Origin of the sequence: Streptomyces sp. TLI_171, from assembly GCF_003610255.1 — a bacterium.
Lineage (GTDB): Bacteria > Actinomycetota > Actinomycetes > Streptomycetales > Streptomycetaceae > Kitasatospora.
Genome location: NZ_RAPS01000001.1, coordinates 3,622,807 through 3,649,648, shown reverse-complemented (window position 1 = coordinate 3,649,648; position 26,842 = coordinate 3,622,807). Strand labels below are relative to the sequence as shown.

Genomic DNA, 26,842 nt, shown 5'->3' with positions numbered 1-26,842 from the left:
TTCGGTGGCGTGTCCCTAGCCCTGTACCGCCGCTATCGCCCCGAGACCTTCGCGGAGGTCATCGGGCAGGAGCACGTGACCGTCCCGCTCCAGCAGGCCCTGCGCAACAACCGGGTCAACCACGCGTACCTGTTCAGCGGGCCGCGCGGGTGCGGAAAGACGACGAGCGCCCGCATCCTGGCCCGCTGCCTGAACTGCGAGCAGGGCCCGACGCCCGAGCCGTGCGGCGAGTGCCAGTCGTGCCGGGACCTGGCGACCGGCGGGCCGGGTTCGATCGACGTGATCGAGATCGACGCGGCGTCGCACGGTGGTGTGGACGATGCGCGTGAGCTGCGCGAGCGGGCGTTCTTCGCGCCGGTGCACAGCCGCTACAAGATCTTCATCCTGGACGAGGCGCACATGGTGACCTCGGCCGGCTTCAACGCGCTGCTGAAGGTGGTGGAGGAGCCGCCGGAGCACCTGAAGTTCATCTTCGCGACCACCGAGCCGGAGAAGGTGATCGGGACGATCCGCTCCCGGACCCACCACTACCCGTTCCGGCTGGTGCCGCCCGGCACGCTGCGCGACTACCTGGCGCAGGTGTGCGGGCGCGAGGGCATCCAGGTCGAGGACTCGGTGTTCCCGCTGGTGGTGCGGGCCGGCGCCGGCTCGGTGCGTGACTCGATGTCGGTGATGGACCAGCTACTGGCGGGCGCCGGCGAGGCCGGCGTGACGTACCGGATGGCCACGTCGCTGCTGGGGTACACCGACTCCGCGCTGCTGGACGAGGTGGTGGACGCCTTCGCGGCGCAGGACGGTGCGACGGTGTTCCAGGTGGTCGACCGGGTGGTCGAGGGCGGGCACGACCCGCGCCGGTTCGTCACGGACCTGCTGGAGCGGCTTCGCGACCTGGTGATCCTGGCCACCGTGCCGGACGCGGGGGAGAAGGGCCTGATCGACGCCCCGGCGGACCGGATCGCGGTGATGCAGGCGCAGGCCGACCGCTTCGGCCGGGCCGAACTGAGCCGTGCGGCGGACCTGGTGAACACCGGTCTGACGGAGATGCGCGGCAACGCCGCCCCCCGCCTCCAGCTGGAGTTGATCTGCGCCCGGGTGATGCTGCCCGGCGCGTACGGCGACGAGCTGTCGATGCAGGCCCGGCTGGACAAGCTGGAGCGCCGGGCGTCGGCGGGCGGGTTCGCCGCCCCGGTGGCCCCCGCCGCACCGATGGCGTTCCAGCCCCCGCCCGCCCCGGTGGAGGCAGCCCCGCTCGCCCAGCCCCCAGCACCCGTATCCGTACCCGTACCTGCAGCCGTCCCTTCCCCCGCGCCGACAGTGGCACCGGCACCGTCCGGCCCCGCACCGGGTGCCTGGCCGATCCCGCGCAGCTTCGCCCCCGGCGAGCAGCAGCCCCAACAGCAGGCCCCGCAGCCGCAGTCCCAGCCGCAGTCCCAGCCGGAACCGGCCGCGGCCCCCGCCCAGGCTCCCGCCCCGGTGCAGCCGCCGCAGGCCCAGCAGCCGTCCGCGGCTGCGGCGCAGGGCGCGGCGCAGATCCGGCAGATGTGGCCGCAGATCCTGGAGGCGGTGAAGAACCGTCGCCGGTTCACCTGGATCCTGCTGAGCCAGAACGGCCAGGTGGCCGGGTTCGACGGCAGCACGCTGCAGGTGTCGTTCGTGAACGCGGGCGCCCGGGACAGCTTCGTCGGCAGCCACAGCGACGAGGTGCTGCGGCAGGCGCTGACGGACGCGCTGGGCGTGGACTGGCGGGTGGAGTGCATCGTCGACCCGTCGGGCGCCACCAGCTCACCGTCCGCCCAGACGGCTACCCAGACGTTCGCGCAGCCGTCCGCACCCGCCGCGGCCCCGGCGGCCGGCAGCTGGGGCGCCCCGGCCCGCCCGGCCGCACCCCAGGCCCCCGCACCGGCCCCGAGCACGCCGGTCCCGCCGTCCGCCCAGGCCCCGGCATCCCATCAGCAGCAGGCGGCGGCGTCCGCGCCGGCCGCCGTACCCCCGCCCGCCGTCCAGCAGCCTCCCGCGCCCCCCGCGCGGGTCTCCGCGCCCCCGGTGCAGAACCCGCCGGCGGTGGCGCCGGAGGACGACGTCCCGGAGGAGGACGACCCGGACCTGACCGAGGACGCTTTCTCCGCCCAGGAGTTGATCATCCGTGAGCTGGGGGCGACGGTGCTGGAGGAGATCCACCACCGCCAGGGCTGAGCGCGAACCGGCCCGACCGCCCCACCCTCCCCAGGACCGGGACCGGGGCGGAGACGGGAATTGATGTGGTGCCGACGGGCGGCCGCGTAGGCTCGGGGACGAGGTGCCGGCGCGGGTGCTTCCGCAGTTCGCGCCGGTGTGTGAGTGCCGACGGATCGAGGAGAGTTCCGTGTTCCCTGGTGGCCAGCCGAACATGCAGCAGCTGCTGAAGCAGGCGCAGAAGATGCAGGAGGAGCTCGGCCGGGCTCAGAAGGAGCTGGCCGAGACGCAGGTGAAGGGTTCTGCGGGCGGCGGCCTGGTGGAGGCGACGGTGACGGGCGCGGGTGAGCTGGTGGCGCTGACCATCGCCCCGGCCGCGGTCGACCCGGAGGACACCGAGACCCTGGCGGACCTCGTGCTGGCCGCGGTGCGGGACGCGAACGCGGCCGCGCAGAAGCTGCAGGCCGAGCGGATGGGCCCGCTGACCCAGGGCCTGGGCGGCGGCGGCATCCCCGGCCTCCCGTTCTGACGCCTCCCGTTCTGGCGCTTCCCGTTCTGGCGCGAGGCCCGCGGGCTCAGGAGCGGCCAAGGCCGGGTACGGAGTGAAAGCTCCCGGGCACGGAGTGGAAGCTTTCGAGCGCGAACTGAAAGCTCCCTGGTAACGGGTTGTGTGATTTATGAGCTAGTCGGGCGTCGGGCGGTGTGTCCGGCGCTCGATTCGTTGGATGATGGCACCGGAGTGCGAACCCCGGTCGAAGGAAGGCGTGGCGGTGTACGAGGGCGTGGTGCAGGACCTGATCGACGAGCTGGGCAGGCTGCCCGGGGTCGGTCCGAAGAGCGCCCAGCGAATCGCCTTCCACATCCTCCAGGCCGACCCGGTGGACGTCCGGCGGTTGGCGCACGCGCTGCAGCAGGTGAAGGAGAAGGTCCGGTTCTGCGCGGTCTGCGGCAACGTCGCGGAGGCCGAGCAGTGCCGGGTGTGTCTGGATCCGCGCCGCGACCTCGCGGTGATCTGCGTGGTGGAGGAACCCAAGGACGTGGTGGCGATCGAGCGGACGCGTGAGTTCCGCGGTCGGTACCACGTGCTGGGCGGGGCGATCAGCCCGATCGAGGGGGTCGGTCCGGACGATCTGCGGATCCGCGAGCTGATGACGCGGCTCGCGGACGGCACGGTCACCGAGCTGATCCTGGCCACCGACCCCAATCTGGAGGGGGAGGCGACCGCGACCTACCTGGCCCGGCTGTGCAAGCCGATGGGCCTCAAGGTCACCCGGCTGGCGAGCGGACTGCCCGTCGGCGGGGACTTGGAGTACGCCGACGAGGTCACCCTCGGCCGGGCGTTCGAAGGGAGACGACTGCTCGATGTCTGACCGAACCGACACCGCTGACCCGACCGACCGGACCCACCTGCCCCCGCGGGGCACCCGGGACAGGGACACCCGTCCGGCCTGTCCCACGAAGGCGACCCGTCCCGGCCGCTGAGCCGGAGCGACGCCCCCGACGACTTCGCGGTGCAGATCGCGGACTCGGTGGAGAGCTTCGTGCTCGCGGTCACCGAGGTGGCCAAGGGCGACGAGCCGGGCAGTGCGATCTCGCTGCTGCTGCTGGAGGTGTCGCAGCTGCTGCTGGCGGGCGGCCGGCTGGGCGCGATCGAGGACGTGCTGCCGGAGGACCGCTTCGAGCCGGACGCCGGCCCGGAGCCGGACGGGGTGGAGCTGCGCGAGCGGCTGGCCGAGCTGCTGGCGCCGATCGACGTCTACCACGAGGTGTTCGACCCGTACGGTCCGCCGGAGAAGCCGAGCGCGTTCCGGATCTCGGACGACCTGGCGGGCGTGGTCAGCGAGCTGCGCCACGGGCTGACGCACTACCGCGAGGGCCGGGTCTCCGAGGCGCTGTGGTGGTGGCAGTTCTCGTACCTGTCCAACTGGGGTTCGACCTGTTCGGCGGTGCTGCGGGCGCTGCAGTCGCTGATCGCGCACGTGCGGCTGGACTCGCCGCTGGGCGCGGTGCCGGACGGCGCGGACACCGACGACGACGGGCTGACGGACGAGCAGCTGGAGCAGCAGGCGGGCGACCTGATGGCGGCGGAGCTGGGGCTCTAGGCGCGTCCGGCGCCCGGGTGTGACGCATCAGTCACCGGCCGCCCGGAGGTGAAGATTCCGGGAGCGCGGCCGGGGCGCGGCGGCGATTCTTCGGGGCGGACGGCCGGGGCCCGCAGACCTGCCGGTCGGCGGTGACCATGGTTCGATATTCGTATCTCACCATGTGGAAAGCGTCGGTCGGGGCACCCCTGCTCGTTAGACTGGCCGCGACCTACCACCCCAAGTCGAGGAGCCCCCGTGGGCCTTGTCGTGCAGAAGTACGGCGGCTCATCCGTCGCTGATGCCGAAGGCATCAAGCGCGTCGCCCGCCGCATCGTGGACACCAGGAAGGCCGGCCACGAGGTCGTCGTCGTGGTCTCCGCGATGGGTGACACCACGGACGAACTCATCGAGCTCGCGGAACAGGTGACCCCTATTCCGTCCGGCCGCGAGTTCGACATGCTGCTGACCGCCGGAGAGCGCATCTCGATGGCGCTGCTGGCCATGGCGATCCGGACGCTGGGCTTCGACGCCCAGTCGTTCACCGGCAGCCAGGCCGGCGTCATCACCGACTCGACCCACAACAAGGCGCGCATCATCGATGTGACGCCGGGCCGCATCCGCAACGCCCTGGACGAGGGCAACATCGCGATCGTGGCCGGCTTCCAGGGTGTCTCGCAGGTCTCCAAGGACATCACCACGCTGGGCCGCGGCGGCTCCGACACCACCGCGGTGGCGCTGGCGGCCGCGCTGGGCGCCGAGGTCTGCGAGATCTACACCGACGTGGACGGCGTGTTCACCGCCGACCCGCGGGTGGTCAAGAAGGCCCGCAAGATCGACTGGATCGCCTTCGAGGACATGCTGGAGCTCGCCTCGTCCGGCTCGAAGGTGCTTCTGGACCGCTGTGTGGAGTACGCACGGCGCTACAACATCCCCATTCACGTACGCTCGTCGTTCTCCGGTCTGCCGGGGACGATCGTCAGCGGCACCAACCCGAACAAGCCCGAAGGGGGCGAGATGGAGCAGGCCATCATCTCCGGAGTCGCCCACGACACGTCGGAGGCCAAGGTCACCGTCGTCGGCGTGCCCGACAAGCCCGGCGAGGCGGCCCGGATCTTCCGCGCCATCGCCGACGCCGAGGTCAACATCGACATGGTGGTGCAGAACGTCTCGGCGGCGGCCACCGGTCTCACCGACATCTCCTTCACCCTGCCCAGCACCGAGGGCCAGAAGGCCATCGACGCGCTGAACCGGGTCAAGGAGGGCATCGGCTACGAGTCGCTGCGCTTCGACGACGCGATCGGCAAGATCTCGCTGGTCGGCGCCGGCATGCGGTCCAACCCGGGCGTCACCGCGACCTTCTTCGAGGCGCTGTCCGAGGCGGGCGTCAACATCGAGCTGATCTCCACCTCGGAGATCCGGATCTCGGTGGTCACCCGCGCCGAGGACGTGCCAGAGGCGGTCCGCGCCGTGCACACCGCGTTCGGCCTGGACAGCTCCGGCGACGAGGCGATCGTCTACGGCGGCACCGGCCGCTGACCCCGCCGCTTTTCGCACTCCGCCTGCCTTTCGCACACCGCAACGGTTCTGTGCGGGACGGGTGAAGCGGACCCAGTCCGTCCGCCGGGTCTGCCAGAATCCCCCTTCGGAGCGAGTGCGCTCCGGAGGGGGATTTTCCTCTCCGCGGAAGAACGTCCCGGCGTCGGGGCAACCAGGACAGGGGATCGGGTGTCCAACCAGCGTGATCAACGTGACGGGGGCGGCGGTGGCGGTCACCCTGCCCGGGGCGGCCCGGCGGGCCGGTAGTCGGATGGGCTTTGCTGCGGCGGCAGCGGACGCGACCGGGGCCAGCGTCGACCAGCTCACCGACACCTACCGGGCCCACTACCGTTCCCTGTTGCGGCTCGCCGCTCTGCTGCTGGACGACCTGTCCTCCTGCGAGGACGTCGTGCAGGAGGCCTTCATCCGGGTGCACGCCGCCCGGCGCCGGGTCCGCGACCCCGAGAAGACGCTCGCCTACCTGCGGCAGACCGTGGTCAACCTGTCCCGATCCGCGTTGCGCCGCCGGCTGCTCGGCCTGCGACTGCTGCCCAAGCCGATGCCTGACATGGCCAGTGCAGAAGAAGGGGCCTACGATGCGCTGGAGCGCGACGAACTGAAGGCCGCGCTACGGGGTTTGCAACGCCGTCAGCGGGAGGTGCTGGTGCTGCGCTACTACGCCGACCTGACGGAGGCTCAGGTCGCGGAGGTGCTCGGCATTTCCATCGGCTCCGTCAAGGCCTACGGGTCGCGCGGCCTCGCCGCCCTGCGGGTGCGGCTGGAGACCGGCGATGAGTGATCCCCACCCCCCGTTCCGCCGACCCGAACTGACCGAGGACCAGCTGCGCGCCCGGCTGCACCGCGCGGTCGCCGCGGTCGAACCCGAACCCGGCGCACTGCCCAGGCTGCGCACCGCCGTGCCGCGCCGCCGGGCCGCCCGGCGGCGGGCGCTGAGCGGGGCCGCGGTGCTGGCCGCCGCCGTCGCCGTACTGCCCGTGGTGCACGCCACCCAGCCGTTCCACCTGTCCGGGGACGCCACCGGCGGCCCGGCCGCACCCGGCGACCACAGCAGCCCCCCGTCCTCGGCCGACGGCCGCACCGGGCGCCCGCACAGCGGCTCCGGCGGCACGCTCGGCGGCGTCGGCGGGACCGGCTCCGAACCGACCGGGCGGCCCAGCGCCAGCGGCAGCCCGGGCGCGTCCCCCGCCGTCGCGCCCGCCTGCGCCCGCACCGACCTGGGCCGGGCGGAGGCCCAGCTGGCCGCCGCCGAGCCGGTGGGGGGCAGGCTGTACGGCTGGTTCCAGCTCACCAACACCGGTGACCACGCCTGCCGGGTCGCCGGTCCTGGCCAGCTCGCCCCGGGCGCCGGCGCCACCGGCGTCCAGGTGCTCGCGCACACCGTCGGCGACCCGGCGGGCTCGCTGACCGACCCGGCGACGCTGCCGCGCGAACTGCTGCTCGGCCCCGGCGGCTCGTACGTGGTGCGCTTCGCCTGGGTGCCCACCCGCTGCGGCGCCGCCTCCGACCAGCCGACCGGCGCGAGCGGCGAGCCCACCCCGGCTCCCAGCGCCGCCGAGCAGCCCGCGGCGGCCGACGCCGCACCGGGCCCGACCCCGGCCGCCGCGGTGGCCGCCGACCCCAGCCCGTCCGCCAGCCCCAGCCCCAGCGGCACCGCCGCGGCCGACTTCACGCTCGGCTACAGCCCCGACCCGCCGGCCGGCCCGGCCGCCACCACGGCCCTGCCCGCGGGCTGCGGCGGCACCGTCTACTTCACCGGCCCGGAGCCCGCCCCGCTGCCGGCCGGGGTGGCGCCCACCGCCTCCGCCGCCCCCTGACGCCCGATCAGGCCTGCCGGGTGGGCAGCACCACCAGCTGGCGGAGGTTCACGTGCCGCGGGCGGCTGGTGGCGTAGGCGACCAGGTCGGCGATGTCGGCGGCGGCCAGCGGGCCGATGGCGTCGAACAGCTGGCCGAGCTGGCCGTTCGGGCCGAGGTCCGGGTTGTCGATGTGGGAGCCGAGCTCGGTGTCGGTCAGGCCGGGCTCGATGTTGGTGACCCGGACGTCGCGCGGGCCGTACTCGGTGCGCAGCGCGGCGGCCAGCTGGGTGAGGGCGGCCTTGGTGGCGCCGTACACCGCGTAGTTGGGGAACACCACGTGCGCGCCGATTGAGGAGACGGTGACCAGGTCGGCGGTGGCGCCGGCCGCGGCGGCGGCCACCAGGTCGGGACCGAAGGCGCGGATCACCCGCAGCACGCCGGTCACGTTGGTGTCGATCATGCGCGCCCACTCGTCGATCCGGCCGTGGTCGACCGGGTTGGGCAGCATCACGCCGGCCGCGTTGACCAGCAGGTCGACCCGGCCGAGGGTGTCCCGGACGCGCTGCCGGGCGGCGTCCACCGAGGCCTGGTCGGTGACGTCGGCGGCCACCGGCACGGCGTTCGGGCCGAGTTCGGCGGCGAGGCCGGCCAGCCGGTCGGCGCGGCGGGCCAGCAGGGCGACCCGGGCGCCGTCGGCGACCAGGTGGCGGGCGATCGCCTCGCCCATGCCGCTGGCGGCTCCGGTGACGACGGCGGTGCGGCCGTTGAGGGTGTCGTACCCCATGGGTGGTGCTCTCCTGTCCGTTCTTCACTCTCGTGACATCCGACGAGTCTGGTGCGTGGCCGCGGTCGCACCCAGGGCTGAACTTTTCCTGGGTCCGCGGGACCCACCGTCACGGCCCCCGTATCGTCGAGTCATGAGCGAACTGGGGGAGTTCCTGCGGCTGCGCCGGGGCCGGGTGCAGCCCTCCGACGTCGGACTGCCCGAGCACGGGCGGCGCCGCCGGGTGCCGGGGCTGCGGCGCGAGGAGGTCGCGCAGCTGGCCGGGGTCAGCGTCGACTACTACGTGCGGCTCGAACAGGGCCGGGGCGACGGCGTCTCCGCGGAGGTGCTGGACGCGGTGGCCCGGGTGCTGCGGCTGGACGCCACCGAGCGCCGCCACCTGCACGACCTGGCCCGCCCGCCGCGCGGGGCGCCCCGCCGCACCCCGACGCAGGTCCGGCCCGGCCTGCGACTGGTGCTGGACGCCCTGGACTCGCCGGCCTTCGTGCTCGGCCGGTGCATGGACGTGCTGGCCTGGAACGCGCTGGGCGACGCCGTCGTCGGGTTCTCCGCGCTGCCGCCGGCCGGACGCAACACCGCCCGGCACGCCTTCCTGACCGAGGCCGGGCGCAGCCTGTACCCGGAGTACGAGCGGGTGGCGGCGGAGACCGCCGCGTTCCTGCGGCTGGACGCCGCCCGCCACCCCGACGACCCGGAGCTGGCCGCACTGGTCGCCGAACTGACGGCCGGCAGCCCGCTGTTCGCCGAACTGTGGGCCCGGCACGGGGTGCAGGAGAAGAGCCACGGGCGCAAGCTGCTGCGGCACCCGCTGGTCGGCGACCTCGACCTCGGCTACGAGACCCTCGCCCCGCCCGGCGAGCCCGGGCTGCACCTGGTCGTCTACACCGCCGAGCCCGGCTCGGCCACCGCCGAGCGGCTGGCCCGGCTGGCCGTCCCCGCCCGGGTCTGACGCTCCGTCACGCCCCGTCAAGGCCCGGGGCCCGTTCAGATGCCCAGCGAGAGGGCGCGCGCCCGGGCGCTCTCCAGCAGCGCGTGCACGTCGGACTGCCGCCGCCCCGGGTGGTCGTTCCACACGTCCGGGGACGGGACCGGCCGCCCGGTGGCGTGCAGCACCTCCATCACCTGGGCGCGGGCCCGGCGCACCGTGTGCACGGTGCCGTAGCCGTGCGCGAGGACGGCGGTCTGCGCGCCGAGCAGGCAGACCCGGCCGGCCCCGTCCCACATCGCGCCCTGGATCCAGCCCGCCTCGGCCAGGTAGCGCGAGGTCAGCCCCAGGTGCCCGGCGACGCTGACCGCCGCCGGCCGGGCCGGTCGGTGGGCGAGCCGGTCCAGCAGCGAGCGGCGGGGCAGCGGGTGGCCGTGGTTCCAGGCCCGGCGCACCGAGCCGTACGGGTTGCCGGCGGCGGCGGGCGGCGGGGTCGGCCCGGGCGCGGGCAGGCCCGCCAGGTACTGCTCGATCTCCTCGACCAGGCCGAGTTCCTGGGCGAGATCGTGGAGGTCGAGGCGGTCGAAGGGGGGCGCGGGGATGGGCACGGTGGGACTCCTCCGGTGGTTATGTCCGTATTTGTACCGCTACCGTTGATAGTCCGTCAGGAGCCGCACCGCATCTGCTCCGTGCCCGCACCATTCGACGGCGCCGTTCCGATCACCCCCGGCATCGGGTTGGATGAGTCCATGAACGAGCAGACGAACGCCGTTCCGGCGTGGGAGCAGCGGTTCCGGGCGGCGCGGGTCTCGCTGCCCGACTGGGCGGACGAGGCACCCGACCGGGCGCTGTACGTGTCCAACACGACCGGCACCTACGAGGTGTACGCGTGGGACCGCGCCACCGACGAGCACCGCCGGGTCACCGACCGCCCCAACGGCACCACGGACGCCGAACTCAGCCCCGACGGCGAGTTCATCTGGTGGTTCGACGACACCGACGGCGACGAGTTCGGCGTCTGGCGCCGCCAGCCCTTCGCCGGCGGCCCCGACCAGGAGGCCGTCCCCGGCGTTCCCGCCGCCTACTCGGCGGGCCTGGCGCTCGGCCGCGACGGCACCGTGGTGGTCGGCACCTCCACCGACGACGAGGGCACCACCCTGTACCTGCGCCGCCCCGGCGCCGCCGAGCCCGAGGTGGTCTACCGGCACGCCGAGTACGGCGGCGTCGGCGACCTCTCGTACGACAGCTCCCTGCTGGCCGTCGACCACACCGAGCACGGCGACGCCATGCACTCCGCGATCCGGGTGCTGGACCTCGCGGACGGCTCCACCCTCGCCGAACTCGACGAGGTCACCGGCCGCGCCGAACCCCGCGGCGTGGCCTGCCTGGGCTTCGCGCCCGCCGCCGGCGACACCCGGCTGTTGGTCGCCCACCAGCGCCGCGGCCGCTGGGAGCCGATGCTCTGGGACGTCGCCACCGGGACCGAGACCGAACTCGGCCTGCGAGACGAGCAGGGCCGCGCGTTCCCCGGCGACCTGTCCGCGCAGTGGCGGCCGGACGCCCGCACCCTGCTGATCGAGCACGAGTACGAGGCCCGCTCCGAGCTGTTCTCCTACGACCTCGGCAGCGGCGAACTGACCCGCCTGGACACCCCGCGCGGCACTGTCTCCGGCGCCACCGCCCGCCCCGACGGCACCGTGGAGTTCCTCTGGTCCTCCGCCGCCGAGCCCTCCGCGGTGCGCTCCACCTCCGGCGCGGTGGTGCTGCGCGCCCCCGGCCCGGTCCCCCCCGGCTCGATCCCGGTCGAGGACGTCTGGGTGGACGGCCCCGGCGGCCGGGTGCACGCCCTGGTCCAGCGGCCCGCCGGCGACGGCCCGCACCCCACCGTCTTCGAGGTGCACGGCGGCCCCACCCACCACGACAGCGACTCCTTCGCGGCCGGCCCCGCGGCCTGGCTCGACCACGGCTTCGCGGTCGTCCGGGTCAACTACCGCGGCTCCACCGGCTACGGGCAGGCCTGGACCGACGCCCTCACCGAACGCGTCGGGTTGATCGAACTGGAGGACATCGGCGCCGTCCGCGACTGGGCGGTCTCCTCCGGCCTCGCCGACCCGGACCGCCTGGTCCTCTCCGGCGGCTCCTGGGGCGGCTACCTCACCCTGCTCGGCCTCGGCACCCAGCCCGACCGGTGGACGCTCGGCCTGGCCGCCGTCCCCGTCGCCGACTACCTCACCGCGTACGCCGACGAGATGGAGGCGCTGAAGTCCCTCGACCGCACGCTGTTCGGCGGCACCCCCGAGGAGGTCCCGGACCGCTGGCACGCCTCCTCGCCGCTGTCGTACGTCGAGCAGGTCAAGGCCCCGGTCTACATCTCGGCCGGCGTCAACGACCCGCGCTGCCCGATCCGGCAGATCGACAACTACGTCCGGCGGCTGGAGGAACTCGGCAAGGTCCACGAGGTCTACCGCTACGATGCCGGGCACGGTTCGCTGGTCGTCGACGAGCGGATCAAACAGCTCCGCTTGGAGATCGACTTCGTCCGGCGCCACCTGGCACCCGGCACCGTCCGGTGACCGGCAGACCGGCCGACAGGGGGGACAACTGATGGGTGGACGCGCCGTGCTGGCCGCCGCCGCGGTCTGCGCCGTACTGCTGACCGCCGCGGGCTGCTCCTCGAACGACGACAGCCACGACTGCGTCCAGGCCGCCGGCGCGCCGAACGACGACACCGGGCTGACCGTGCTCGCCAAGGGCAAGAGCGGCAGCCGCAGTTCGAAGGGCTCCAGCAGCGGGTCGAAGAGCTCCAAGAGCTCCGGCAGCACCTCGCACGGCTCCAGCACCTCGCACTACAGCGGCAGCGGCGGCACCACCGTGGTGCACCACTACCACCACCGCACCAGCGGCTCGACCCGCAGCGACGACTACGTCGACGACTGCGGCAACCCGTCGCCCGTGCCCGGCTTCGGCAGCTTCGGCGACGGCTGCCCGACCCCGGGCGCACTCCTGCTCACCGGCACGCCGTCGCCGACGGCCGGCACCCCGGCCGCCGCGGCGCCGCCGGTGCCGTGCGGCAGCCCGAGCGCGGTCGGCACGGCCTCCGCCCCGCCGAGCGGGAAGCCCTCGGCCGGCCCGTCGCCGAGCGTCTCGAACCGCTGACGGGGCGTCAGTCCAGGACCGGGTCCAGCCCGAGGGCCCGGTCCTGGGCGGCCTCCGCCTCGCGGCGCACCAGCCGGAACCACATGAACACCACGAAGCCCGCGAAGACGAACCACTCCAGCGTGTAGCCGAGGTTCTGGAACGCCCGCAGACTCAGGCCGTCGCCGCCCTGCGGCTGCACCGTCGGCACCGCCGTCAGCCCTGCCGGGACGTCGTCCGCCGCCAGCCACCCGTCGTACACCGGGTACGGCAGCACGTTCACCAGCGTCGCCGGGCTGATCGTGCCCAGCTGCCCCGCGGGCAGGCCGCCCGCCACCGCACCGCCGCTGCCGCTGTTCTCCGGGGCCTGCAGCCGGCCCGTGACGCTGACCTGTCCGGCGGGCGCGTCCGGCGCCGCCGCGGGCTGCCCCGCCGCCCAGCCGCGGACCACGGCCACCGCCCGGCCGCCGTCGGTGAGCAGCGGCGTCAGCACGTAGTACCCCTGCCGTCCGTCCACCGTCCGGCTCGGCACCAGCAACTGGTGCGAGGCGTCGTACGCGCCGGTGACCCGTACCGTCCGCCCGACCGTGTCCGTCCCGACCTTCGCCGCCGCGTCCGGCAGCACCGCGGCCAGGGGCCGGGCCTCCGCCCCGGCGGCAGCGGCGGCGGACTTCCCGTTCTCCTGGTGCGTCGAGACCCGGGACTCGAACCGGCCCAGCTGCCAGGAGCCCAGCATCAGGCACACCACGATCGCCGCCACCGCGACGACCGAGCCGACAAGCCACCGCGGGCTGAGCAGGAACCGGTACACCCCACCACGGTAACCAGTCCTGACAGCGCGATCCCGCGCGGGTCGCCCCCGCGCACCCCGTCTCCGTTGTGAGATATCCTCCCGGATATGAGAACCGAGGACACCGACCACCGCCTCGCGGCCCGGCTCGCCGCGCTGCGCGCCGAGCACGGCTGGTCCCTGGACGACCTCGCCGGCCGCAGCGGGGTCAGCCGCTCGACCCTGTCCCGCCTGGAGCGCGGCGAGCTCAGCCCGACGGCCGCCCAGCTGGGGCGGCTGTGCGCGGCCTACGGGCGGACCATGTCGCGCCTGCTGGCGGAGGTGGAGGCGGAGCCGCCCGGCCTGCTGCGGGCCGCGGAGCAGCCGCTCTGGCAGGACCCGGCGACGGGGTTCGTCCGGCGCTCGGTCTCTCCGCCGCATCCCGGCCTGCGGGCCGAACTGGTCGAGGGCACCCTCCCGCCGGGTGCGGAGATCGCCTACCAGGCGCCGCCCGTCCCGGGGCTGGAGCAGCACCTGTGGGTGCTCGGCGGCACGCTGCGGTTGACGCTGGACGGCAGCGCGCACCACCTGGCCACGGGGGACAGCCTCCGCTTCCGCCTGCACGGAACCTCCGGGTTCCACTGCCCGGGGCCCGACCCGGCCCGCTACCTAATCGCCGTGGTGCTGCCGTGACCGCCGAGATCCGCCTGCTCACCGCCGAGGCGCTGGACGCCCGCCGGGACGCCCTCGCCGCCCTGCTGCTGGACGCCGTCGCCGGTGGCGCCTCGGTCGGCTTCCTGGCCGCCACCACCCACGCCGAGGCCGCCGCCTGGTGGGAGGCCCTGCGCCCGTCGGTCGCGGACGGCAGCCGCCTGCTCTGGACGGCGGACGACGAGGCCGGCCGCACCCTGGGGACGGTCGCGCTGGTCCGCGAGGGCAAGCCGAACGGCGCGCACCGAGCCGAGCTGGTGAAGCTGCTGGTGCACCGGGACGCCCGCGGCGCCGGGTTGGGCCGCCGGCTGCTGGCGGTCGCCGAGCAGGCGGCCCGGGACGCGGGCGCGACCCTGCTGCTGCTCGACACCCAGACCGGCAGCCCCGCCGAGCACCTGTACCGCACCGGCGGCTGGACGGCGTTCGGCACCGTCCCCGGCCACGCCGCCACCCCGGACGGCGTGCTCGCCCACACCACGTACTACTACAAGCAGCTCTGACGGAGCCGATGGCAGAAAAGGTGGGGTGCGTGTCCTTGCTGACACCGCGTCCGCCCGCCAGCCTTGGACCATGCAGACCCGCAGCGTGCTGATGGTGCTCTTCGACGGCGTGCAGAGCCTGGACGTCACCGGCCCGGTCGAGGTGTTCGACGGCGCCGGTGCGGCCTACGCGCTGACCACCGCCTCGCCCGGCGGGCTGCCGGTGCGCACCACCAGCGGCCTGACCCTGCTGCCGGACGCGGACCTGGCGCAGGTCGGGCCGGCCCACACCCTGGTGGTGCCGGGCGGCAGCGGAGCGCGGCAGTACGGGTCGGGGCTGCCGGCCCGGATCGCGGAGCTGGCGGGGGGCGCGGAGCGGATCGTGTCGGTGTGCACGGGCACCTTCCTGCTGGCCGAGGCGGGCCTGCTGGCGGGCCGCCGGGTGACCACGCACTGGCGCCACAGTGCGACGCTCGCCGCCCGCCACCCGGAGCTGACGGTGGATCCGGAGCCGATCTGGGTCCGGGACGGGCCGTTCTGGTCCTCGGCGGGCATCACCTCGGGGATCGACCTGGCGCTGGCCCTGGTGGAGGAGGACCACGGCCGGGAGGTCGCGCTGGCGATCGCCCGCAGCCTGGTGGTGTTCCTGCGCCGGCCGGGCGGGCAGGCGCAGTTCTCGGCCCAGCTGTCGGCGCAGCTCGCCGAGCGGGACCCGGTGCGCGAGGTGCAGCGCTGGATCACCGAGCACCCGGAGGACGACCTGTCGGTGGAGTCGCTGGCCCGCCGGGCGGCGCTGTCGCCCCGTCAGTTCGCCCGGGTGTTCGCCGCGGACGTCGGCGTCACCCCGGGCCGCTACGTGGCCAGCGCCCGCCTGGAGGCGGCCCGCCGCCGCCTGGAGGACACCCGCGACGGCGTCGAGCAGATCGCCCGGGCCTGCGGCTACGGCTCCGCCGAGGCGATGCGCCGGGCCTTCGCCCGCACCCTGGCCACCACCCCGGCCGACTACCGCCGCCGCACCCGCTGACGGCCGGTCACTCCTCGCCGCCGCCGGCTCGTCCAGCATCCGCGCCCGGCCAGGCGAGGCCCACAGCAAGGGCAGGGCGGACGCCGTGCTGCTCGCCGAACGCCACCCCGGCCGGTGGGCCGGCCGGCGCCGGTCGACCCCAGCATCGACCGGCGCACCCGAACGCGGCCGCCCGGGACTGATCGGCCGTCAGGCGGCGTCCGGGCGCTGGAACTCCGGCTGGTCGAGCAGCCGCAGCCAGCTGCCGTCCGGCTGCTGCCGCACCACCTGGGCGCGGGCGCCCGCGCCGTCCTTCGGCGGGGTGGCGGTCAGCGCGACGCCGTCGGCGGCCAGGGTGGGCAGCGGCGGCTCCGGGGTGAACTGCGGGCGGTGCGCCAGCACCTGCTCCCACAGCTCCCGGATCGCGGCCCGGCCGACCGTCAACCGCCCCGGCGGGTAGGCCATCACGGCGTTCTCCTCGTACAGCTCGGCCACCCCCGCGGCGTCGCCGGCGTTGGAGCGCTCCACGAACAGCCGGGTCAGGTCCTCGGGCCGCATCGCCTTCTCGTACTCGCTCATCCCGACCTCCACGGTCCGTCGTTCTCGGTTCGTCGTTCTCGGTGCTTCCAGCCTCCCGCCCGGCCGATCAGAAGTCCAACAGCTGGTTCTGCTCGAAGCTAGAATCAGGACTCATGGAGCTGAGGCAGCTGGAGTACTTCGTCGCCGTCGCCGAGGAGCGCAACTTCACCCGGGCCGCCGAGCGGGTGCACATCAGCCAGTCCGGGGTGAGCGCCCAGGTCCGGCAGCTGGAGCGCGAACTCGGCGCCGAGCTGTTCGACCGCTCGGCCCGCACCGTCACGCTCACCGTGGCGGGCAAGGCCGCGCTGGAGCACGCCCGGCAGACCCTGGCGGCGGCCCGCGCCGTCGGGCAGGCGGTCGGCGAGGTCACCGACCTGATCCGCGGCAGCCTCCGCCTCGGCATGGTCGCCGGCTGCACCCTCACCCCGCTGTTCGACGGCCTGGCCGCCTTCCACCGCGCCCACCCCGGCGTCGAACTCGCCCTGCTGGAGGACGACTCCGAGCAGCTCACCGAGGCCGTCCGGACGGGCGCCCTCGACCTCGCGCTGATCGGCTGCGCCGCCACCACCCCCGACGGCCTGGACGCCCACACCCTGATCGGCGAACCCCTGGTCGCCGCCGTCCCGCCGGGCCACCCGCTGGACACCGCCGGCACCACGCTGGCCGAACTGCTCGCCCACCCGCTGATCTGCATGCCGCCCGGCACCGGCCTGCGCGCCGTCCTGGACGGCGGCTGCGCCGCCCGCGGGCTCACCCCGCGGATCGCCCTGCAGGCCTCAGCGGCCTCCGCCATCGCCGACCTGGCGGTCCGCGGCCTCGGCGTGGCCGTGCTCAGCCGGTCGATGGCGCAGGCGTTCCCGGCGCTCACCCCGGTCGCCGTCACCGACCTGACCACCCCCGCCCTGCTGGCCCTGGTCAACCGGCCCGGCCCGCCGCCGGCCCTGCGCGCGCTGCTCTCCGAGCTCCGCCGCGCCTTCCACGCCCAGGCATGACGGAGCCCAGGCATGACGGAGCCGCCGGGACGCACCCCGGCGGCTCCGCCCGACCCGGTGTCAGTTCACGAACGCCAACTCGTGCGGCGTCCCGTTGAACCGCAGCCCGCCGTCCTCCGTCACGGTCACGATGTCCTCGATCCGGACGCCGAACCGGCCGGGCAGGTAGACGCCCGGTTCGATGGAGAAGCACATCCCGGGCACCAGCACCTGCGTCTCGCCCTCGACCATGTACGGCGGCTCGTGGGTGGTCAGCCCGATGCCGTGGCCGACCCGGTGGATGAAGTACTCGCCGTACCCGCCGTCGGTGATCACCTTGCGGGCCACCCGGTCGATGTCCTGGCAGGTCAGCCCGGGTGCGACGGCGTCGAACGCGGCCTGCTGGGCGCGCCGCACCAGGTCGTGGACGGCCAGCACCTCGGCCGGCGGCTCGGTGCCGACGTACACCGTGCGGGTGGTGTCCGAGCCGTAGCCGTCCTTCAGACCGCCGAAGTCCAGCACCACGGTGTCGCCGTGCCGGATCACCCGGTCCCCGGCCTCGTGGTGCGGGTTCGCCCCGTTCGGGCCGGAGCCGACCACGGTGAAGTCGACCTGGCTGTGCCCGTGCTCGATCAGCAGCGCGGCCAGGTCCGCCGCCACCTCGTCCTCCCGCCGCCCCTCGAACCGCACCGCGAGGATCCCGCCGTACGCCAGGTCGGCCGCCGCTCCGGCCGCGGCCAGCCGCTCCAGCTCGTCGTGGTCCTTCACCGCCCGCAGCATCGGCAGCACCGCCGTCAGCGCGGCGTACGAGCTGCCGGGCAGCGCCTGCTGCAGGCCGAGCAGGTGCATCGCCCAGGCGTTGTCGGAGATCCCGTACCGCCCGGCCGGGTCCAGGTTCGGCGCGAGCGCCGCGTACGGGTCGCTGCCGTCGGTCCAGTCGGCCATCCGGACGGCCTCCGCGCCGGGCGCCTTCTCGGCGTCCGGGCGTTCCAGCTTCGGCACCAGCAGCACCGGTTCGAGGCCGGCCGCGATCACCAGGGCGGTCAGCCGCTCGGTCGTCGCGGTCGGCCGGTAGCCCGTCAGGTAGGCCAGGTCGGGGCCGGGGGTGACGACCAGTCCGGCGAGGCCCGCGTCCGCGGCGGCGGTCGCGGCGCGGGCCATCCGGGCCTGGAAGTCGGCGGTGGTGAACGGCTCGGGCATGCGGTTTCCCTCCCTGGGGGTCAGCGGCCGGCGGTCGCGTAGTGGCGCAGGAACAGCGCCTCGACCTGGGCCATGTGCTGGATCTCGCTGGGGTCGACGCTCTCGTTGGGCGCGTGGATCAGGCAGCGCGGCTCCTCCACGCCCATCAGGATGATCTCCGACTCCGGGTACTGCGCGGCCAGCACGTTGCACAGCGGGATCGAGCCGCCCTGGCCCAGGAAGGAGAGCGGCTTCCCGTACACCTCCCGCGCGGCCCGGTCGAGCGCCGCGTACGCCCTGCCGCTGGTCGCGGCCTTGAACGGCGAACCCTTCGACTCCGGCTCCACCGTCACCTTGGCGCCCCACGGCGCGGCCTCGGCCAGATGGGCCGTCAGCGCCTCCTGCGCGGCGGCCGGATCCATGCCGGGCGGCACCCGCAGGCTGACCCGGGCCCGGGCGGTGCCGGGGATCGCCGCCGCCGAACCGACCACCGGCGCGCAGTCGATGCCCAGCACGGTGACCGCCGGCCGCGCCCACAGCCGGTCCGCGACCGTCCCGGAGCCGGTCAGGGACACCCCGTCCAGCACGCCCGCGTCGTCCCGGAACTGCTGTTCGTCGTACCCGACACCGTCCCAACTGCCGTCCGCCGGGAGCCCCTTGATCCGGGTGCCGCCGTCCGCGTCGCGGAGCGAGTCGAGGATCCGGATCAGCGCCGCCAGCGCGTCCGGCGCCGGGCCGCCGAACATCCCGGAGTGCATGTCGGACTTCAGCGTGGAGACGCTCACCACCACGTTCGCCAGGCCGCGCAGCGAGGTGGTCGCGGTCGGCACCCCGACCGCGGCGTTGCCGGTGTCGCAGATCAGCAGCGCGTCCGCGTGCAGGTCCTCGGCGTGCTGCGGGACGTACGCCTCCAGGCCGCCGAGGCCCTGCTCCTCGGAGCCCTCGGCGACCAGCTTGATCCCCACCGGGAGGTCGTCGCCGAGCGCCCGCAGCGCGGTGAGGTGCATGACGATGTTGCCCTTGCAGTCCGCGGTGCCGCGCCCGTACCAGCGGCCGTCCCGCTCGGTGAGCCGGAACGGCGGAGTGGTCCAGGCGGCGTCGTCCAGCGGCGGCTGCACGTCGTAGTGGCAGTACAGCAGCACGGTCGGCGCACCCGGCGGCGGCGGCCGGTGCCCGAGCACGGCGTGGCTGCCGTCCGGGGTCTCGGCCAGCCGGACGTCCCGCAGGCCCGCGTCGGTGAACGCAGCGGCCACCCACTCGGCGGCCTCGCGGCACTTCTCCGGGGGCTGCTGCCGGGGGTCGGCCACCGAGGGGATGGCGATCAGTTCGGCCAGGTCGGCCTGGGCCCGGGGCATCAGGGCCGCGATCCGCGCGGCCAGGTCGGTGTCGGTGGTCATCGGCGCTCCTCGACGGTCCGTCAGTTCTTGACCGTGTCGTCGGTCTTGTAGTCCTCGATCGTGTCCTGGTAGTCGTCCAGCCGGTCAGGACAGTAGACGCTCAGCACGATCGCGCCCGCCTCCACCGTCCGGGCGTTGGCGATGACCGGCCGCTGCCCGGGCCCGCCCGCCCCGTTCGACAGCTGCACCCGCTGCAGCGCCCGGTTCAGCGCGCTGCCCGGGTCCGCGCACACCGCGCCGCCGTCGGTGCCCAGCGTCCGGGCGATCTGGCTGCGGTCCGGCGTCGGGTAGCCGTTCGACTGCAGCTTCGAGATCAGCTCGTCGGCCTTGCGGTACGCCTCGTTGGTGGCGTGCTGCTGACTGAACGTCAGCAGGCCGACCACCACCATGCCGACCAGCACCACGATCGCACCGATGTAGATCCACCGGTGCTGCGAAGCCATTCGAGTGGTCATGCGTTCTCCTCCTCGATGGCCGCGGCCGCCGCGGGATCGCGCCACTCCGGCTTGCTGGCCTTCAGGAACGCGAACGGGACGATCAGGCCGAGCAGCAGCAGGCCGCCGCCGACGATCCCGACGTACGCCCAGACGCTGCCGCCGCCGAACTGCGAGGACGGCACGAAGCCGATCACCATCGCCGCCGCCGACGCCAGCAGGCCCACCACGCACAGCACCACCAGGCCCGGGGCCCGGTAGCCGCGCGGATGGTCCGGCTGGGTCCGCCGCAGCCGGATCGCGGCCACGAACATCAGCAGGTAGACGATCAGGTACACCTGCGTGGTGATCACCGAGAAGATCCAGTACACGCTGGAGACGTTCGGGATGAACGCGTACATCAGCGCGATGGCCGTGGTCACCACGCCCTGCGCGACCAGGATGTTCTGCTGGATGCCGTGCTTGTTGAGCTTCTGCAGCGACGGCGGCAGGTAGCCCTCCTGACGGGAGATCATCAGCAGGCCCTTCGACGGGCCGGCCAGCCAGGTCAGCATGCCGCCCAGCGAGGCCGCGACCAGGCCCACCGCGATCAGCGGCGTCAGCCAGCCGATGTGGAAGTACTGGAAGAACGCGTCGAAGGCCTGCATCACGCCCGCCGTCAGCGACAGCTGATCGGCCGGCACCACCCAGCTGATCGCCAGCGCCGGCAGGATGAAGATCAGCAGCACCATGCCCATCGCCAGGAACATCGAGCGCGGGAACTCCTTGCCCGGGTTCTTCAGCGAGGACACGTGCACGGCGTTCATCTCCATGCCCGAGTAGCTCAGGAAGTTGTTGACGATCAGCACCAGGCTCGCCAGGCCGGTCCAGGCCGGCAGCAGGTGGTCGGCGTTCATCGGCGCCGCCGACGGGTTGCCCTGCCCCAGGAACACGAAGCCCAGCACCACCAGCAGCGCACCCGGGATCAGCGTCCCGATCACCAGCCCCCAGGACGCCAGGCCCGCCACCGCGCCCGTCCCGCGCGAGGACACCCACACGCCCGTCCAGTACAGCACCATGATCACGATCGCGGTGTACAGGCCGTTGCTGGCCAGACTCGGATCCACCACGTACGCGATCGTGCTCGCCACGTACGCCAGCAGGCTCGGGTAGTAGAAGATCGTCATCGCGAACTGGCACCACACCGCCAGGAAGCCCAGCGGCTTCGTCAGCCCCTGGGCCACCCAGTTGTAGACGCCGCCCTCCCAGCCCGACGCCAGTTCCGCGGACACCAGCGCCGTCGGCAGCAGGAACACGATCGCCGGCACCACGTACAGGAACACGCACGCCAGGCCGTACACCGCCATCGTCGGCGAAGCCCGCAGGCTGGCCACCGAACTGGTCGTCATCAACGCCAGCGTCACCCAGGTCAACCTGGGCGCGGCCACCGTCTTCACCTTCGTCGTCGCAACCGCCGCCCTACCCTCGGCACCCGGTACGTCAGCCGCGCTCATCCACCGCCTCCTCCGCCGGCCCCGCCCACCGGAGCCCGCCCCTCCACCCTCCGGCCCCCACCCCCACCCCGCATCCGAAACCCCGTCACCTCCGCCCCACCCCTCACCGGAACAGCCCAATCCCACCCGTCTGACGAGCCATCAGCCGACGCGTGAGGCGGCGCCGCCGCCCTCGGACCGCCGGGGCGCGGAAGTGGTCGGCGTGATCGGCGGCCCAGGCGCGCACCGTGCGGGGCGGGACGCCGGTGACCCGGTGCACCGTGTCGACGGGCGACTCCGGGGCGGCGACCCGGGCCGCGAGGTGGTCGAGCGCGCCGTCCACGATCCCCGGCGGCCAACCGCTCGCGAGCAGCTCCCGCCGGGCGTCCTCCCGTGCCGGCTCCGACCAGCGGGCCGGCCGCCCCGCCGCCCCGCTGCCTCGCTGCCTCGCCGAGCAGCCGCACCTGCTCGGCCTGGGTGAGTGCGTCCGCACCGGTCAGCACGTACCGTGCCCCCGCGTGCCCGTCCCCGGCTCCGCCGGATCATCGCCCACCGAGGCTGGCTCCGCCGGAAGCCCGCCCCGCTCCCCATGACTCCGGAGAACCGCCAGGGCCGGTGAGCGTTCCTGCGGTGCGAGCCCGGACGGTTTGGGCCCGGAGGCGTTCGGATGAATGCTCCCCGGGGGGCGGCGTGGCGCTGCGGCCGGGCACCCGGAGGGATTTACCTGGGACGCATGGACATCCGGACGGGCCGAACCGCCCTGCTTCGCATCGCGATGGTCGTCTCCGCCTGCGTGGCGGCCGCCCTGCCCCCGATCGCCGCACCCGCCGCGGCCGCACCGGCCGCACCGGCCGCACCGGCCCCCAGGACGCCGGCCGCACCGCCACCGGCGCGGGACGCGACCAGGGCGGAGCTTGACCGGGTGATCCGGCAGACGGCCGCCGACGCCGGCGTCCCCGGAGTGATCGTGGGCATCTGGGAGCCCGGAAAGCCACGCTACGTGCGGGCGTTCGGCGTCGCGGACACCAGCGACTGCGAGCCGATGCGGACCGACCTGAACATGCGCATCGGCAGTGAGACCAAGACCTTCACCGTCACCGCGCTGCTGCAACTCGTCGACCGCGGCGAGGTCGGCCTGGACGACCCGATCTCCGCGTACGTCGACGGCGTGCCCGACGGCGACCACATCACGCTGCGTCAGCTCGCGGACATGCGCAGCGGCCTGTTCGCCTACACCAAGGACGCGGGGTTCCAGCACCTCCTGGCGACCGAGCCGCACCGCCAGTGGGTGCCGAGCGAGCTGCTCGACATCGCCTTCTCGCACCCCAACCAGTTCCCTCCCGGCACGCAGTTCGACTACTCCAACACCAACACCGTGCTGCTCGGCCTGGTCGTCGAGAAGGTCGCCCACCGCCCCCTGAGCGAGGTCATCCGGGACCGGATCACCCGGCCGAGCCGCCTGGACCACACCTTCCTGCCGGAGGCCGCGGAGTTCCCGCAGCCGCACGCCCACGGCTACACCGACCTGACGCCGGACGGCACGGTGGCGGACGCCACGGACTTCAACCCCAGCTGGGGCTGGGCGGCCGGCGCGATGATCTCTGACCTCGACGACATGCGCTCCTGGGCGGAGAGCGTCGCCACCGGCCGACTGCTCAGCCCGCAGACCCAGGCGGAGCGCCTCGACGCGCACCCCACCGGCGCGCCGGGCGACTTCTACGGCCTGGGCATCGACATCAACCACGGCTGGATCGGCCACGCGGGCTCCCTGCCCGGCTACCAGAGCCTGACGGTCTACCTGCCCGCCCGGAAGACCACGATGGTGATCCTCCTCAACACCGACATCCCCTCGAACGACGAGAACCCGAGCACCCTGCTCGGCCGGGCCATCACCCAGATCATCAGCCCCGACAACGTCTACGGCGACGCCTCCGACCAGAACTGACACCCGCCCTGAGGGCCAGTCACTCAGTTAGACACGCAGAACGAGGAAGGGCCCTACCGGATCTCTCCGGTAGGGCCCTCACCTGCACTTACGAAGTCGGGGTAGCGGGATTTGAACCCACGGCCTCTTCGTCCCGAACGAAGCGCGCTACCAAGCTGCGCTATACCCCGGTCCTGCTGTGTTGCCTTCCGTGACCGGCGCAACGAGTAGAACTCTACAGGAGGTGCGGCCAGAGACGAAATCCGGTTTAGGCGCTGGTGAGGGTGAGGAGGGTGGCTTCGGGGGGGCAGGCGAAGCGGAGGGGGTGTAGCGGTTGGTGCCGCAGCCGGCCGAGACGTGGAGGTGGGAGCGGCGGCCGGCGGCGGTGTGGGTGGAGAGGCCCTTGACGCGGTCGGTGTCGAGGTCGCAGTTGGTGACCAGGGCGCCGTAGAAGGGGATGCAGAGCTGGCCGCCGTGGGTGTGGCCGGCCAGGATCAGGGGGTAGCCGTCGGCGGTGAAGGCGTCGAGGGAGCGCAGGTAGGGGGCGTGGACGACGGCGAGCGAGAGGTCGGCGTCGGGAGAGGGCCCGCCGGCGACGGCGGAGTAGTCGTCGTGGCGGATGTGCGGGTCGTCGAGGCCGGCGAACTCGATGTCGAGGCCGGCGACGGTCAGGCGGCCGCGCGCGTTGTTGAGGTTGAGCCAGCCGGCCTGGTCGAAGCCGTCGCGGAGCTTCTGCCAGGGGTTGTGGACGGCGCCGGTGATGCCGCGGCGGCCGGAGCCGTCGGGGTTGTTGAGGCCGTGGACGCCGCTGCGCAGGGCCCCGAGGTAGCGGGTGGGGCTCTTCGGGGTGGGGCCGTAGTAGTCGTTGGAGCCGAAGACGTAGACGCCGGGGAAGTCCATCAGCGGTCCGAGGGCGTCCAGGGCGGCGGGCACGCCGAGCGGGTCGGAGAGGTTGTCGCCGGTGTTCACCACCAGGTCGGGGCGGAGCCCGGCGAGGCTCTGCAGCCAGCGCTGCTTCTTGGCCTGTCCGTTGACCATGTGGATGTCGGACACCTGGAGGATCCGGATCGGCCGCGCACCGGCTGGCAGCACCGGAACTTCGACGCGGCGCAGGCGGAACGAGCGGACCTCGTACCCGGCGGCATAGACGAGACAGGCGGCGCCGGTGGCGGCGACACCGAGCGGGACGGAGTACAGCGGTCGCATCGCTCCATGGTCGCAGACGCCCGAAACGCCGGGACGGGACCCCGGCCTGCTGCGACGGGTGACGGCCCGTCAGCCACCCGTCCGCCACCCCTCGGGCAGGCCCTCAGGCAGGCCCTCAGGCCGGCGCTCAGGCAGGCCCTCGGGCGGGCACCAGGGCACGCACCGGGACGGGACGGGGAGGATCCGGGCGGTAAAGGAGCGGCGTCGGGGCGGGCCAGGTGCCAGAATCGGCGGCATGACGACAGTCAAGTAATGCTGGGATACATGGACGGTGTGATTCAGGTTGTCCCCGCACTCCTGACCGAGTGCGGGGCCCCTTGCATCCGGGATCAGCGGCTCTTGCGGGCTGCGCCGTCGGGCCAGACGATCGTGACCGGCAGACCGGCGGCGCGCGCTCCGGAGACTGTGTCGGCGGTGCCTCCGCGCCCATTGCCGGGCTGGCCGTCCCAGACCGCGAAGAGGAGGTCGGCGCGGCGGAGGAGTTCCTCGTTGGCGGCTTCGTACGCCTCGCGGTTGGCCTCGGCATGCGGCATCACCACGACTTCGGTCGCGGCCCGGTGGAGCCGGTCGAACTCCTCGGCGTAGTCGGGCTTGACCTTGGTCTGCCGGTAGTCGGCGGACGGTACGACGACGACCAGCTGTCCGCCGGCCGACAGCACGGCGTCGGCGAAGATCGCGTCGGCCCCCTTGGCGATGCAGGAGACTCCGGTCAGGCCGTTGTCGGCATGGTCGGCGAGCAGGGCGGTCAGGGTGTCGCGGACCAGAGTGACGCTCTCCTCGGTGAGGTCCATGTGCCCGGTTACCGCGATGACGGTCATACCGTTCCCCTTCGGTCAGTTCGCCAGTAGCTCGCGGATGCTATCGCGGGCCTCTCGCACGGCCGGGTGGGTCGAGTGGCCGACGGTGTAGTGGTAGAGCCCGCCGAGCTGGGTCCGTACGCGGTCGGACCCGGTGCGTGCCGCGGCAGCCACGGCCTTCCTGGTCTCCTCGACCGCGGCCGTGAGGTCGCCCGCGAGGAACCGGGTCTCGGCGAGCCCGATCCGGTCGAGGGCGTGGGACCGGCCTGCCTCGGCTCCGCGTTCGGCCAGCGCTGTCCTGATGTGCTCGGCGGCCGCGTCGGCGTGGGCTCGGGGGTCGGTGCGGGCGAGGTCGAGCAGTCGTCCGCCGGTCACTCCGGCGATCTCGGCGCGGTTGAAGTAGGCGATCCAGTGGGGTTCGTCGTCCGCGGGCCTGGCAGATGACAGCTCGTCCTCGGCCTGGCCGGTGGCGCGGCGAAACGATGCGACCCGTCCCATTGCAGCGTAGGCCCACGCCTCGCGCGTCCGGAGCATGGCTCGGACCCTCGGGCCCGCGTGTCCCTGGCTGCCGTCCTGGGCGAGCCTGACCAGTTCGAGGGCATCGCCCGGCCGTCCGGTGTAGAGCATCTGCCGTGCCATGCCGGCGAGAACGTTTGCGCCGAAGGCTCGGTCCCCTGCCTCGTGGGCGGATCGGAGGGCAAGTCGGTAGTAGTCCTGGGCGCGGCGTTGGTACCCGGAGTCCCACATCATCGTGGCGGCAGTGCCCGCGAGTTGGGCCATCACGCCATGCAATCGGCTTTTGATATCGGGGAGTTGACGGTCTTCGAGCGCGGCGGCGACGTCGTTGAGCTGACCGAGGACGGCTTTGGCCCGTAGACCGCCTCCGAACCGGTGGTCCCACTGACGGAAGGCCACGGCGGAGTGTTCGAGCTGGGCCACGTCGTGTCGGCCAAGTCTCCCCGGGCGGGCCCGGTCCGATGCGGCGGCGGGTGCGGCGAGCCATCCTTCGAGCGGGTCCAGGAGGGCGGCTCCGGTGATGGCGGCGGTGGCCAGCAAACGGGCGGCGGTACGTCTGTCCATGGCGAGATCAGTTCTCGTGAGGCGGGTGGCGAGTGCGGTTGTCACCTCCGGTCGCCACGGGAAGTCGTCGTCCGGAGGCCGGGGGTCGGCCGGTCGCTGGGGCTGCTCGGTGTCCGTCTCCCAGGGTCGCGATGCCAGTCCGAGGAGGCGGCCGGGAATCCCCAAGCCGTCGGCGATGCGCGCGATCACTTCATATGACGTGATCCTTTTCGCCGGGTCGGACATGATCGTGGAGACCTTGCCCGGGGTGAGTTGGCAGGCTGCGGCGATCTTGTTCTGCGAGTGCCCGCCGTACTTCTTGATCAGTACGAAGGCAGCGGCGAAATCGTGCTCGCCGAGTGCCAGGCGGAGGTCTTCGCGCGCCAGTAACTCGGCAGACAGCAAGGGG

25 protein-coding genes, 1 tRNA gene and 1 pseudogene are annotated in these 26,842 nt (G+C 73.6%); 15 read left to right on the top strand and 12 right to left on the bottom strand.

The window, feature by feature from the left end; all coding sequences use genetic code 11:
• The first annotated feature begins 9 nt into the window (after window positions 1-9).
• From BX266_RS16680 to BX266_RS16650, 7 genes are all read left to right on the top strand, one after another.
• Window positions 10-2,193, top strand: a complete 2,184-nt coding sequence (locus BX266_RS16680; protein ID WP_099900698.1) for a DNA polymerase III subunit gamma and tau — start codon at window positions 10-12, stop codon at window positions 2,191-2,193.
• Between the two features lie 193 nt (window positions 2,194-2,386).
• The gene (locus BX266_RS16675) at window positions 2,387-2,701 is read left to right on the top strand and encodes a YbaB/EbfC family nucleoid-associated protein (RefSeq protein WP_399171300.1); all 315 of its coding nucleotides are present in this window, start codon (window positions 2,387-2,389) and stop codon (window positions 2,699-2,701) included.
• A 241-nt stretch (window positions 2,702-2,942) separates the two neighbouring features.
• Entirely contained in the window at window positions 2,943-3,542 is a 600-nt protein-coding gene (gene recR, locus BX266_RS16670) for a recombination mediator RecR (RefSeq protein ID WP_030916889.1), read from the top strand.
• A gap of 78 nt (window positions 3,543-3,620) precedes the next feature.
• Complete coding sequence (locus BX266_RS16665; protein WP_099907948.1) at window positions 3,621-4,274, top strand: DUF5063 domain-containing protein; 654 nt, start codon at window positions 3,621-3,623, stop codon at window positions 4,272-4,274.
• 237 nt (window positions 4,275-4,511) lie between these two features.
• A complete protein-coding gene (locus BX266_RS16660; RefSeq protein WP_099900694.1) occupies window positions 4,512-5,792 on the top strand; it encodes an aspartate kinase in 1,281 nt (426 codons plus the stop codon).
• Between the two features lie 271 nt (window positions 5,793-6,063).
• Window positions 6,064-6,591, top strand: coding sequence for a SigE family RNA polymerase sigma factor (locus BX266_RS16655; protein WP_099907946.1), 528 nt, complete (start codon window positions 6,064-6,066; stop codon window positions 6,589-6,591).
• Complete coding sequence (locus BX266_RS16650) at window positions 6,584-7,627, top strand: hypothetical protein (RefSeq protein WP_099900692.1); 1,044 nt, start codon at window positions 6,584-6,586, stop codon at window positions 7,625-7,627. Before BX266_RS16655 ends, BX266_RS16650 begins: the two co-directional genes overlap by 8 nt.
• 7 nt (window positions 7,628-7,634) lie before the next feature.
• Here the strand turns inward: BX266_RS16650 and BX266_RS16645 are convergent, their stop codons facing one another.
• Window positions 7,635-8,393 (bottom strand): SDR family oxidoreductase, encoded by a 759-nt coding sequence (locus BX266_RS16645; RefSeq protein ID WP_099900690.1) that lies wholly within the window; start codon window positions 8,391-8,393, stop codon window positions 7,635-7,637.
• A gap of 133 nt (window positions 8,394-8,526) precedes the next feature.
• Between BX266_RS16645 and BX266_RS16640 the strand changes: the two genes are divergently transcribed.
• The gene (locus BX266_RS16640) at window positions 8,527-9,342 is read left to right on the top strand and encodes a helix-turn-helix transcriptional regulator (RefSeq protein ID WP_099900688.1); all 816 of its coding nucleotides are present in this window, start codon (window positions 8,527-8,529) and stop codon (window positions 9,340-9,342) included.
• Window positions 9,343-9,377: 35 nt separating this feature from the next.
• On the opposite strand, the gene BX266_RS16635 is transcribed toward BX266_RS16640, so the two are convergent.
• A complete protein-coding gene (locus tag BX266_RS16635) occupies window positions 9,378-9,926 on the bottom strand; it encodes a hypothetical protein (RefSeq protein WP_099900686.1) in 549 nt (182 codons plus the stop codon).
• A gap of 141 nt (window positions 9,927-10,067) precedes the next feature.
• Here BX266_RS16635 and BX266_RS16630 point away from each other — a divergent pair, with 141 nt between their 5' ends.
• Window positions 10,068-11,891, top strand: coding sequence for a prolyl oligopeptidase family serine peptidase (locus tag BX266_RS16630; RefSeq protein WP_099900684.1), 1,824 nt, complete (start codon window positions 10,068-10,070; stop codon window positions 11,889-11,891).
• A gap of 31 nt (window positions 11,892-11,922) precedes the next feature.
• Entirely contained in the window at window positions 11,923-12,474 is a 552-nt protein-coding gene (locus BX266_RS16625; protein WP_143686946.1) for a hypothetical protein, read from the top strand.
• A gap of 7 nt (window positions 12,475-12,481) precedes the next feature.
• On the opposite strand, the gene BX266_RS16620 is transcribed toward BX266_RS16625, so the two are convergent.
• Entirely contained in the window at window positions 12,482-13,264 is a 783-nt protein-coding gene (locus BX266_RS16620; protein ID WP_099900681.1) for an SURF1 family protein, read from the bottom strand.
• A gap of 87 nt (window positions 13,265-13,351) precedes the next feature.
• Here BX266_RS16620 and BX266_RS16615 point away from each other — a divergent pair, with 87 nt between their 5' ends.
• The 3 genes from BX266_RS16615 to BX266_RS16605 all read left to right on the top strand — a co-directional run bounded on the left by BX266_RS16615 (window position 13,352) and on the right by BX266_RS16605 (window position 15,436).
• Window positions 13,352-13,915, top strand: coding sequence for a helix-turn-helix domain-containing protein (locus BX266_RS16615; protein WP_099900679.1), 564 nt, complete (start codon window positions 13,352-13,354; stop codon window positions 13,913-13,915).
• Entirely contained in the window at window positions 13,912-14,433 is a 522-nt protein-coding gene (locus BX266_RS16610) for a GNAT family N-acetyltransferase (protein ID WP_099900677.1), read from the top strand. Before BX266_RS16615 ends, BX266_RS16610 begins: the two co-directional genes overlap by 4 nt.
• Before the next feature lie 70 nt (window positions 14,434-14,503).
• A complete protein-coding gene (locus BX266_RS16605; RefSeq protein WP_099900675.1) occupies window positions 14,504-15,436 on the top strand; it encodes a GlxA family transcriptional regulator in 933 nt (310 codons plus the stop codon).
• A gap of 189 nt (window positions 15,437-15,625) precedes the next feature.
• On the opposite strand, the gene BX266_RS16600 is transcribed toward BX266_RS16605, so the two are convergent.
• Window positions 15,626-15,994: a nuclear transport factor 2 family protein gene (locus tag BX266_RS16600; RefSeq protein ID WP_099900673.1), complete on the bottom strand. Its 369-nt coding sequence runs from the start codon at window positions 15,992-15,994 to the stop codon at window positions 15,626-15,628.
• Window positions 15,995-16,107: 113 nt separating this feature from the next.
• Here BX266_RS16600 and BX266_RS16595 point away from each other — a divergent pair, with 113 nt between their 5' ends.
• On the top strand, window positions 16,108-16,986 hold the full coding sequence (locus BX266_RS16595; protein WP_099900671.1) for a LysR family transcriptional regulator: 879 nt from the start codon (window positions 16,108-16,110) through the stop codon (window positions 16,984-16,986).
• 60 nt (window positions 16,987-17,046) lie between these two features.
• On the opposite strand, the gene BX266_RS16590 is transcribed toward BX266_RS16595, so the two are convergent.
• From BX266_RS16590 to BX266_RS16575, 4 genes are read right to left on the bottom strand one after another with little or no spacing between them, the layout of a single operon-like run.
• Window positions 17,047-18,165 (bottom strand): aminopeptidase P family protein, encoded by a 1,119-nt coding sequence (locus BX266_RS16590; RefSeq protein ID WP_099900669.1) that lies wholly within the window; start codon window positions 18,163-18,165, stop codon window positions 17,047-17,049.
• A 20-nt stretch (window positions 18,166-18,185) separates the two neighbouring features.
• Entirely contained in the window at window positions 18,186-19,541 is a 1,356-nt protein-coding gene (locus tag BX266_RS16585) for a dipeptidase (protein ID WP_099900668.1), read from the bottom strand.
• A 20-nt stretch (window positions 19,542-19,561) separates the two neighbouring features.
• Complete coding sequence (locus BX266_RS16580; protein ID WP_099900666.1) at window positions 19,562-19,996, bottom strand: hypothetical protein; 435 nt, start codon at window positions 19,994-19,996, stop codon at window positions 19,562-19,564.
• Window positions 19,993-21,468: an APC family permease gene (locus BX266_RS16575; protein ID WP_099900664.1), complete on the bottom strand. Its 1,476-nt coding sequence runs from the start codon at window positions 21,466-21,468 to the stop codon at window positions 19,993-19,995. Before BX266_RS16575 ends, BX266_RS16580 begins: the two co-directional genes overlap by 4 nt.
• 712 nt (window positions 21,469-22,180) lie before the next feature.
• Between BX266_RS16575 and BX266_RS16565 the strand changes: the two genes are divergently transcribed.
• A complete protein-coding gene (locus tag BX266_RS16565; protein WP_259464724.1) occupies window positions 22,181-23,392 on the top strand; it encodes a serine hydrolase in 1,212 nt (403 codons plus the stop codon).
• 96 nt (window positions 23,393-23,488) lie between these two features.
• On the opposite strand, the gene BX266_RS16560 is transcribed toward BX266_RS16565, so the two are convergent.
• From BX266_RS16560 to BX266_RS16540, 4 genes and pseudogenes are all read right to left on the bottom strand, one after another.
• A tRNA-Pro gene (locus BX266_RS16560) sits at window positions 23,489-23,562 on the bottom strand.
• Window positions 23,563-23,639: 77 nt separating this feature from the next.
• Window positions 23,640-24,577: pseudogene (locus BX266_RS16555) on the bottom strand (metallophosphoesterase).
• Between the two features lie 329 nt (window positions 24,578-24,906).
• Window positions 24,907-25,395, bottom strand: coding sequence for a hypothetical protein (locus BX266_RS16545; RefSeq protein ID WP_099900657.1), 489 nt, complete (start codon window positions 25,393-25,395; stop codon window positions 24,907-24,909).
• Window positions 25,396-25,410: 15 nt separating this feature from the next.
• Window positions 25,411-26,838, bottom strand: coding sequence for a hypothetical protein (locus BX266_RS16540; RefSeq protein WP_399169793.1), 1,428 nt, complete (start codon window positions 26,836-26,838; stop codon window positions 25,411-25,413).
• Window positions 26,839-26,842: the final 4 nt, after the last annotated feature.

Bases quoted from the DNA above. Each gene is read 5' to 3' on its own strand.
- BX266_RS16675 (WP_399171300.1), top strand. From the start codon at position 2,387: ATGCAGCAGCTGCTGAAGCAGGCGCAGAAGATGCAGGAGGAGCTCGGC.
- BX266_RS16655 (WP_099907946.1), top strand. From the start codon at position 6,064: ATGGGCTTTGCTGCGGCGGCAGCGGACGCGACCGGGGCCAGCGTCGAC.
- BX266_RS16650 (WP_099900692.1), top strand. From the start codon at position 6,584: ATGAGTGATCCCCACCCCCCGTTCCGCCGACCCGAACTGACCGAGGAC.
- BX266_RS16645 (WP_099900690.1), bottom strand. From the start codon at position 8,393: ATGGGGTACGACACCCTCAACGGCCGCACCGCCGTCGTCACCGGAGCC.
- BX266_RS16640 (WP_099900688.1), top strand. From the start codon at position 8,527: ATGAGCGAACTGGGGGAGTTCCTGCGGCTGCGCCGGGGCCGGGTGCAG.
- BX266_RS16630 (WP_099900684.1), top strand. From the start codon at position 10,068: ATGAACGAGCAGACGAACGCCGTTCCGGCGTGGGAGCAGCGGTTCCGG.
- BX266_RS16625 (WP_143686946.1), top strand. From the start codon at position 11,923: ATGGGTGGACGCGCCGTGCTGGCCGCCGCCGCGGTCTGCGCCGTACTG.
- BX266_RS16615 (WP_099900679.1), top strand. From the start codon at position 13,352: ATGAGAACCGAGGACACCGACCACCGCCTCGCGGCCCGGCTCGCCGCG.
- BX266_RS16605 (WP_099900675.1), top strand. From the start codon at position 14,504: ATGCAGACCCGCAGCGTGCTGATGGTGCTCTTCGACGGCGTGCAGAGC.
- BX266_RS16600 (WP_099900673.1), bottom strand. From the start codon at position 15,994: ATGAGCGAGTACGAGAAGGCGATGCGGCCCGAGGACCTGACCCGGCTG.
- BX266_RS16595 (WP_099900671.1), top strand. From the start codon at position 16,108: ATGGAGCTGAGGCAGCTGGAGTACTTCGTCGCCGTCGCCGAGGAGCGC.
- BX266_RS16590 (WP_099900669.1), bottom strand. From the start codon at position 18,165: ATGCCCGAGCCGTTCACCACCGCCGACTTCCAGGCCCGGATGGCCCGC.
- BX266_RS16585 (WP_099900668.1), bottom strand. From the start codon at position 19,541: ATGACCACCGACACCGACCTGGCCGCGCGGATCGCGGCCCTGATGCCC.
- BX266_RS16580 (WP_099900666.1), bottom strand. From the start codon at position 19,996: ATGACCACTCGAATGGCTTCGCAGCACCGGTGGATCTACATCGGTGCG.
- BX266_RS16575 (WP_099900664.1), bottom strand. From the start codon at position 21,468: ATGAGCGCGGCTGACGTACCGGGTGCCGAGGGTAGGGCGGCGGTTGCG.
- BX266_RS16565 (WP_259464724.1), top strand. From the start codon at position 22,181: ATGGACATCCGGACGGGCCGAACCGCCCTGCTTCGCATCGCGATGGTC.
- BX266_RS16545 (WP_099900657.1), bottom strand. From the start codon at position 25,395: ATGACCGTCATCGCGGTAACCGGGCACATGGACCTCACCGAGGAGAGC.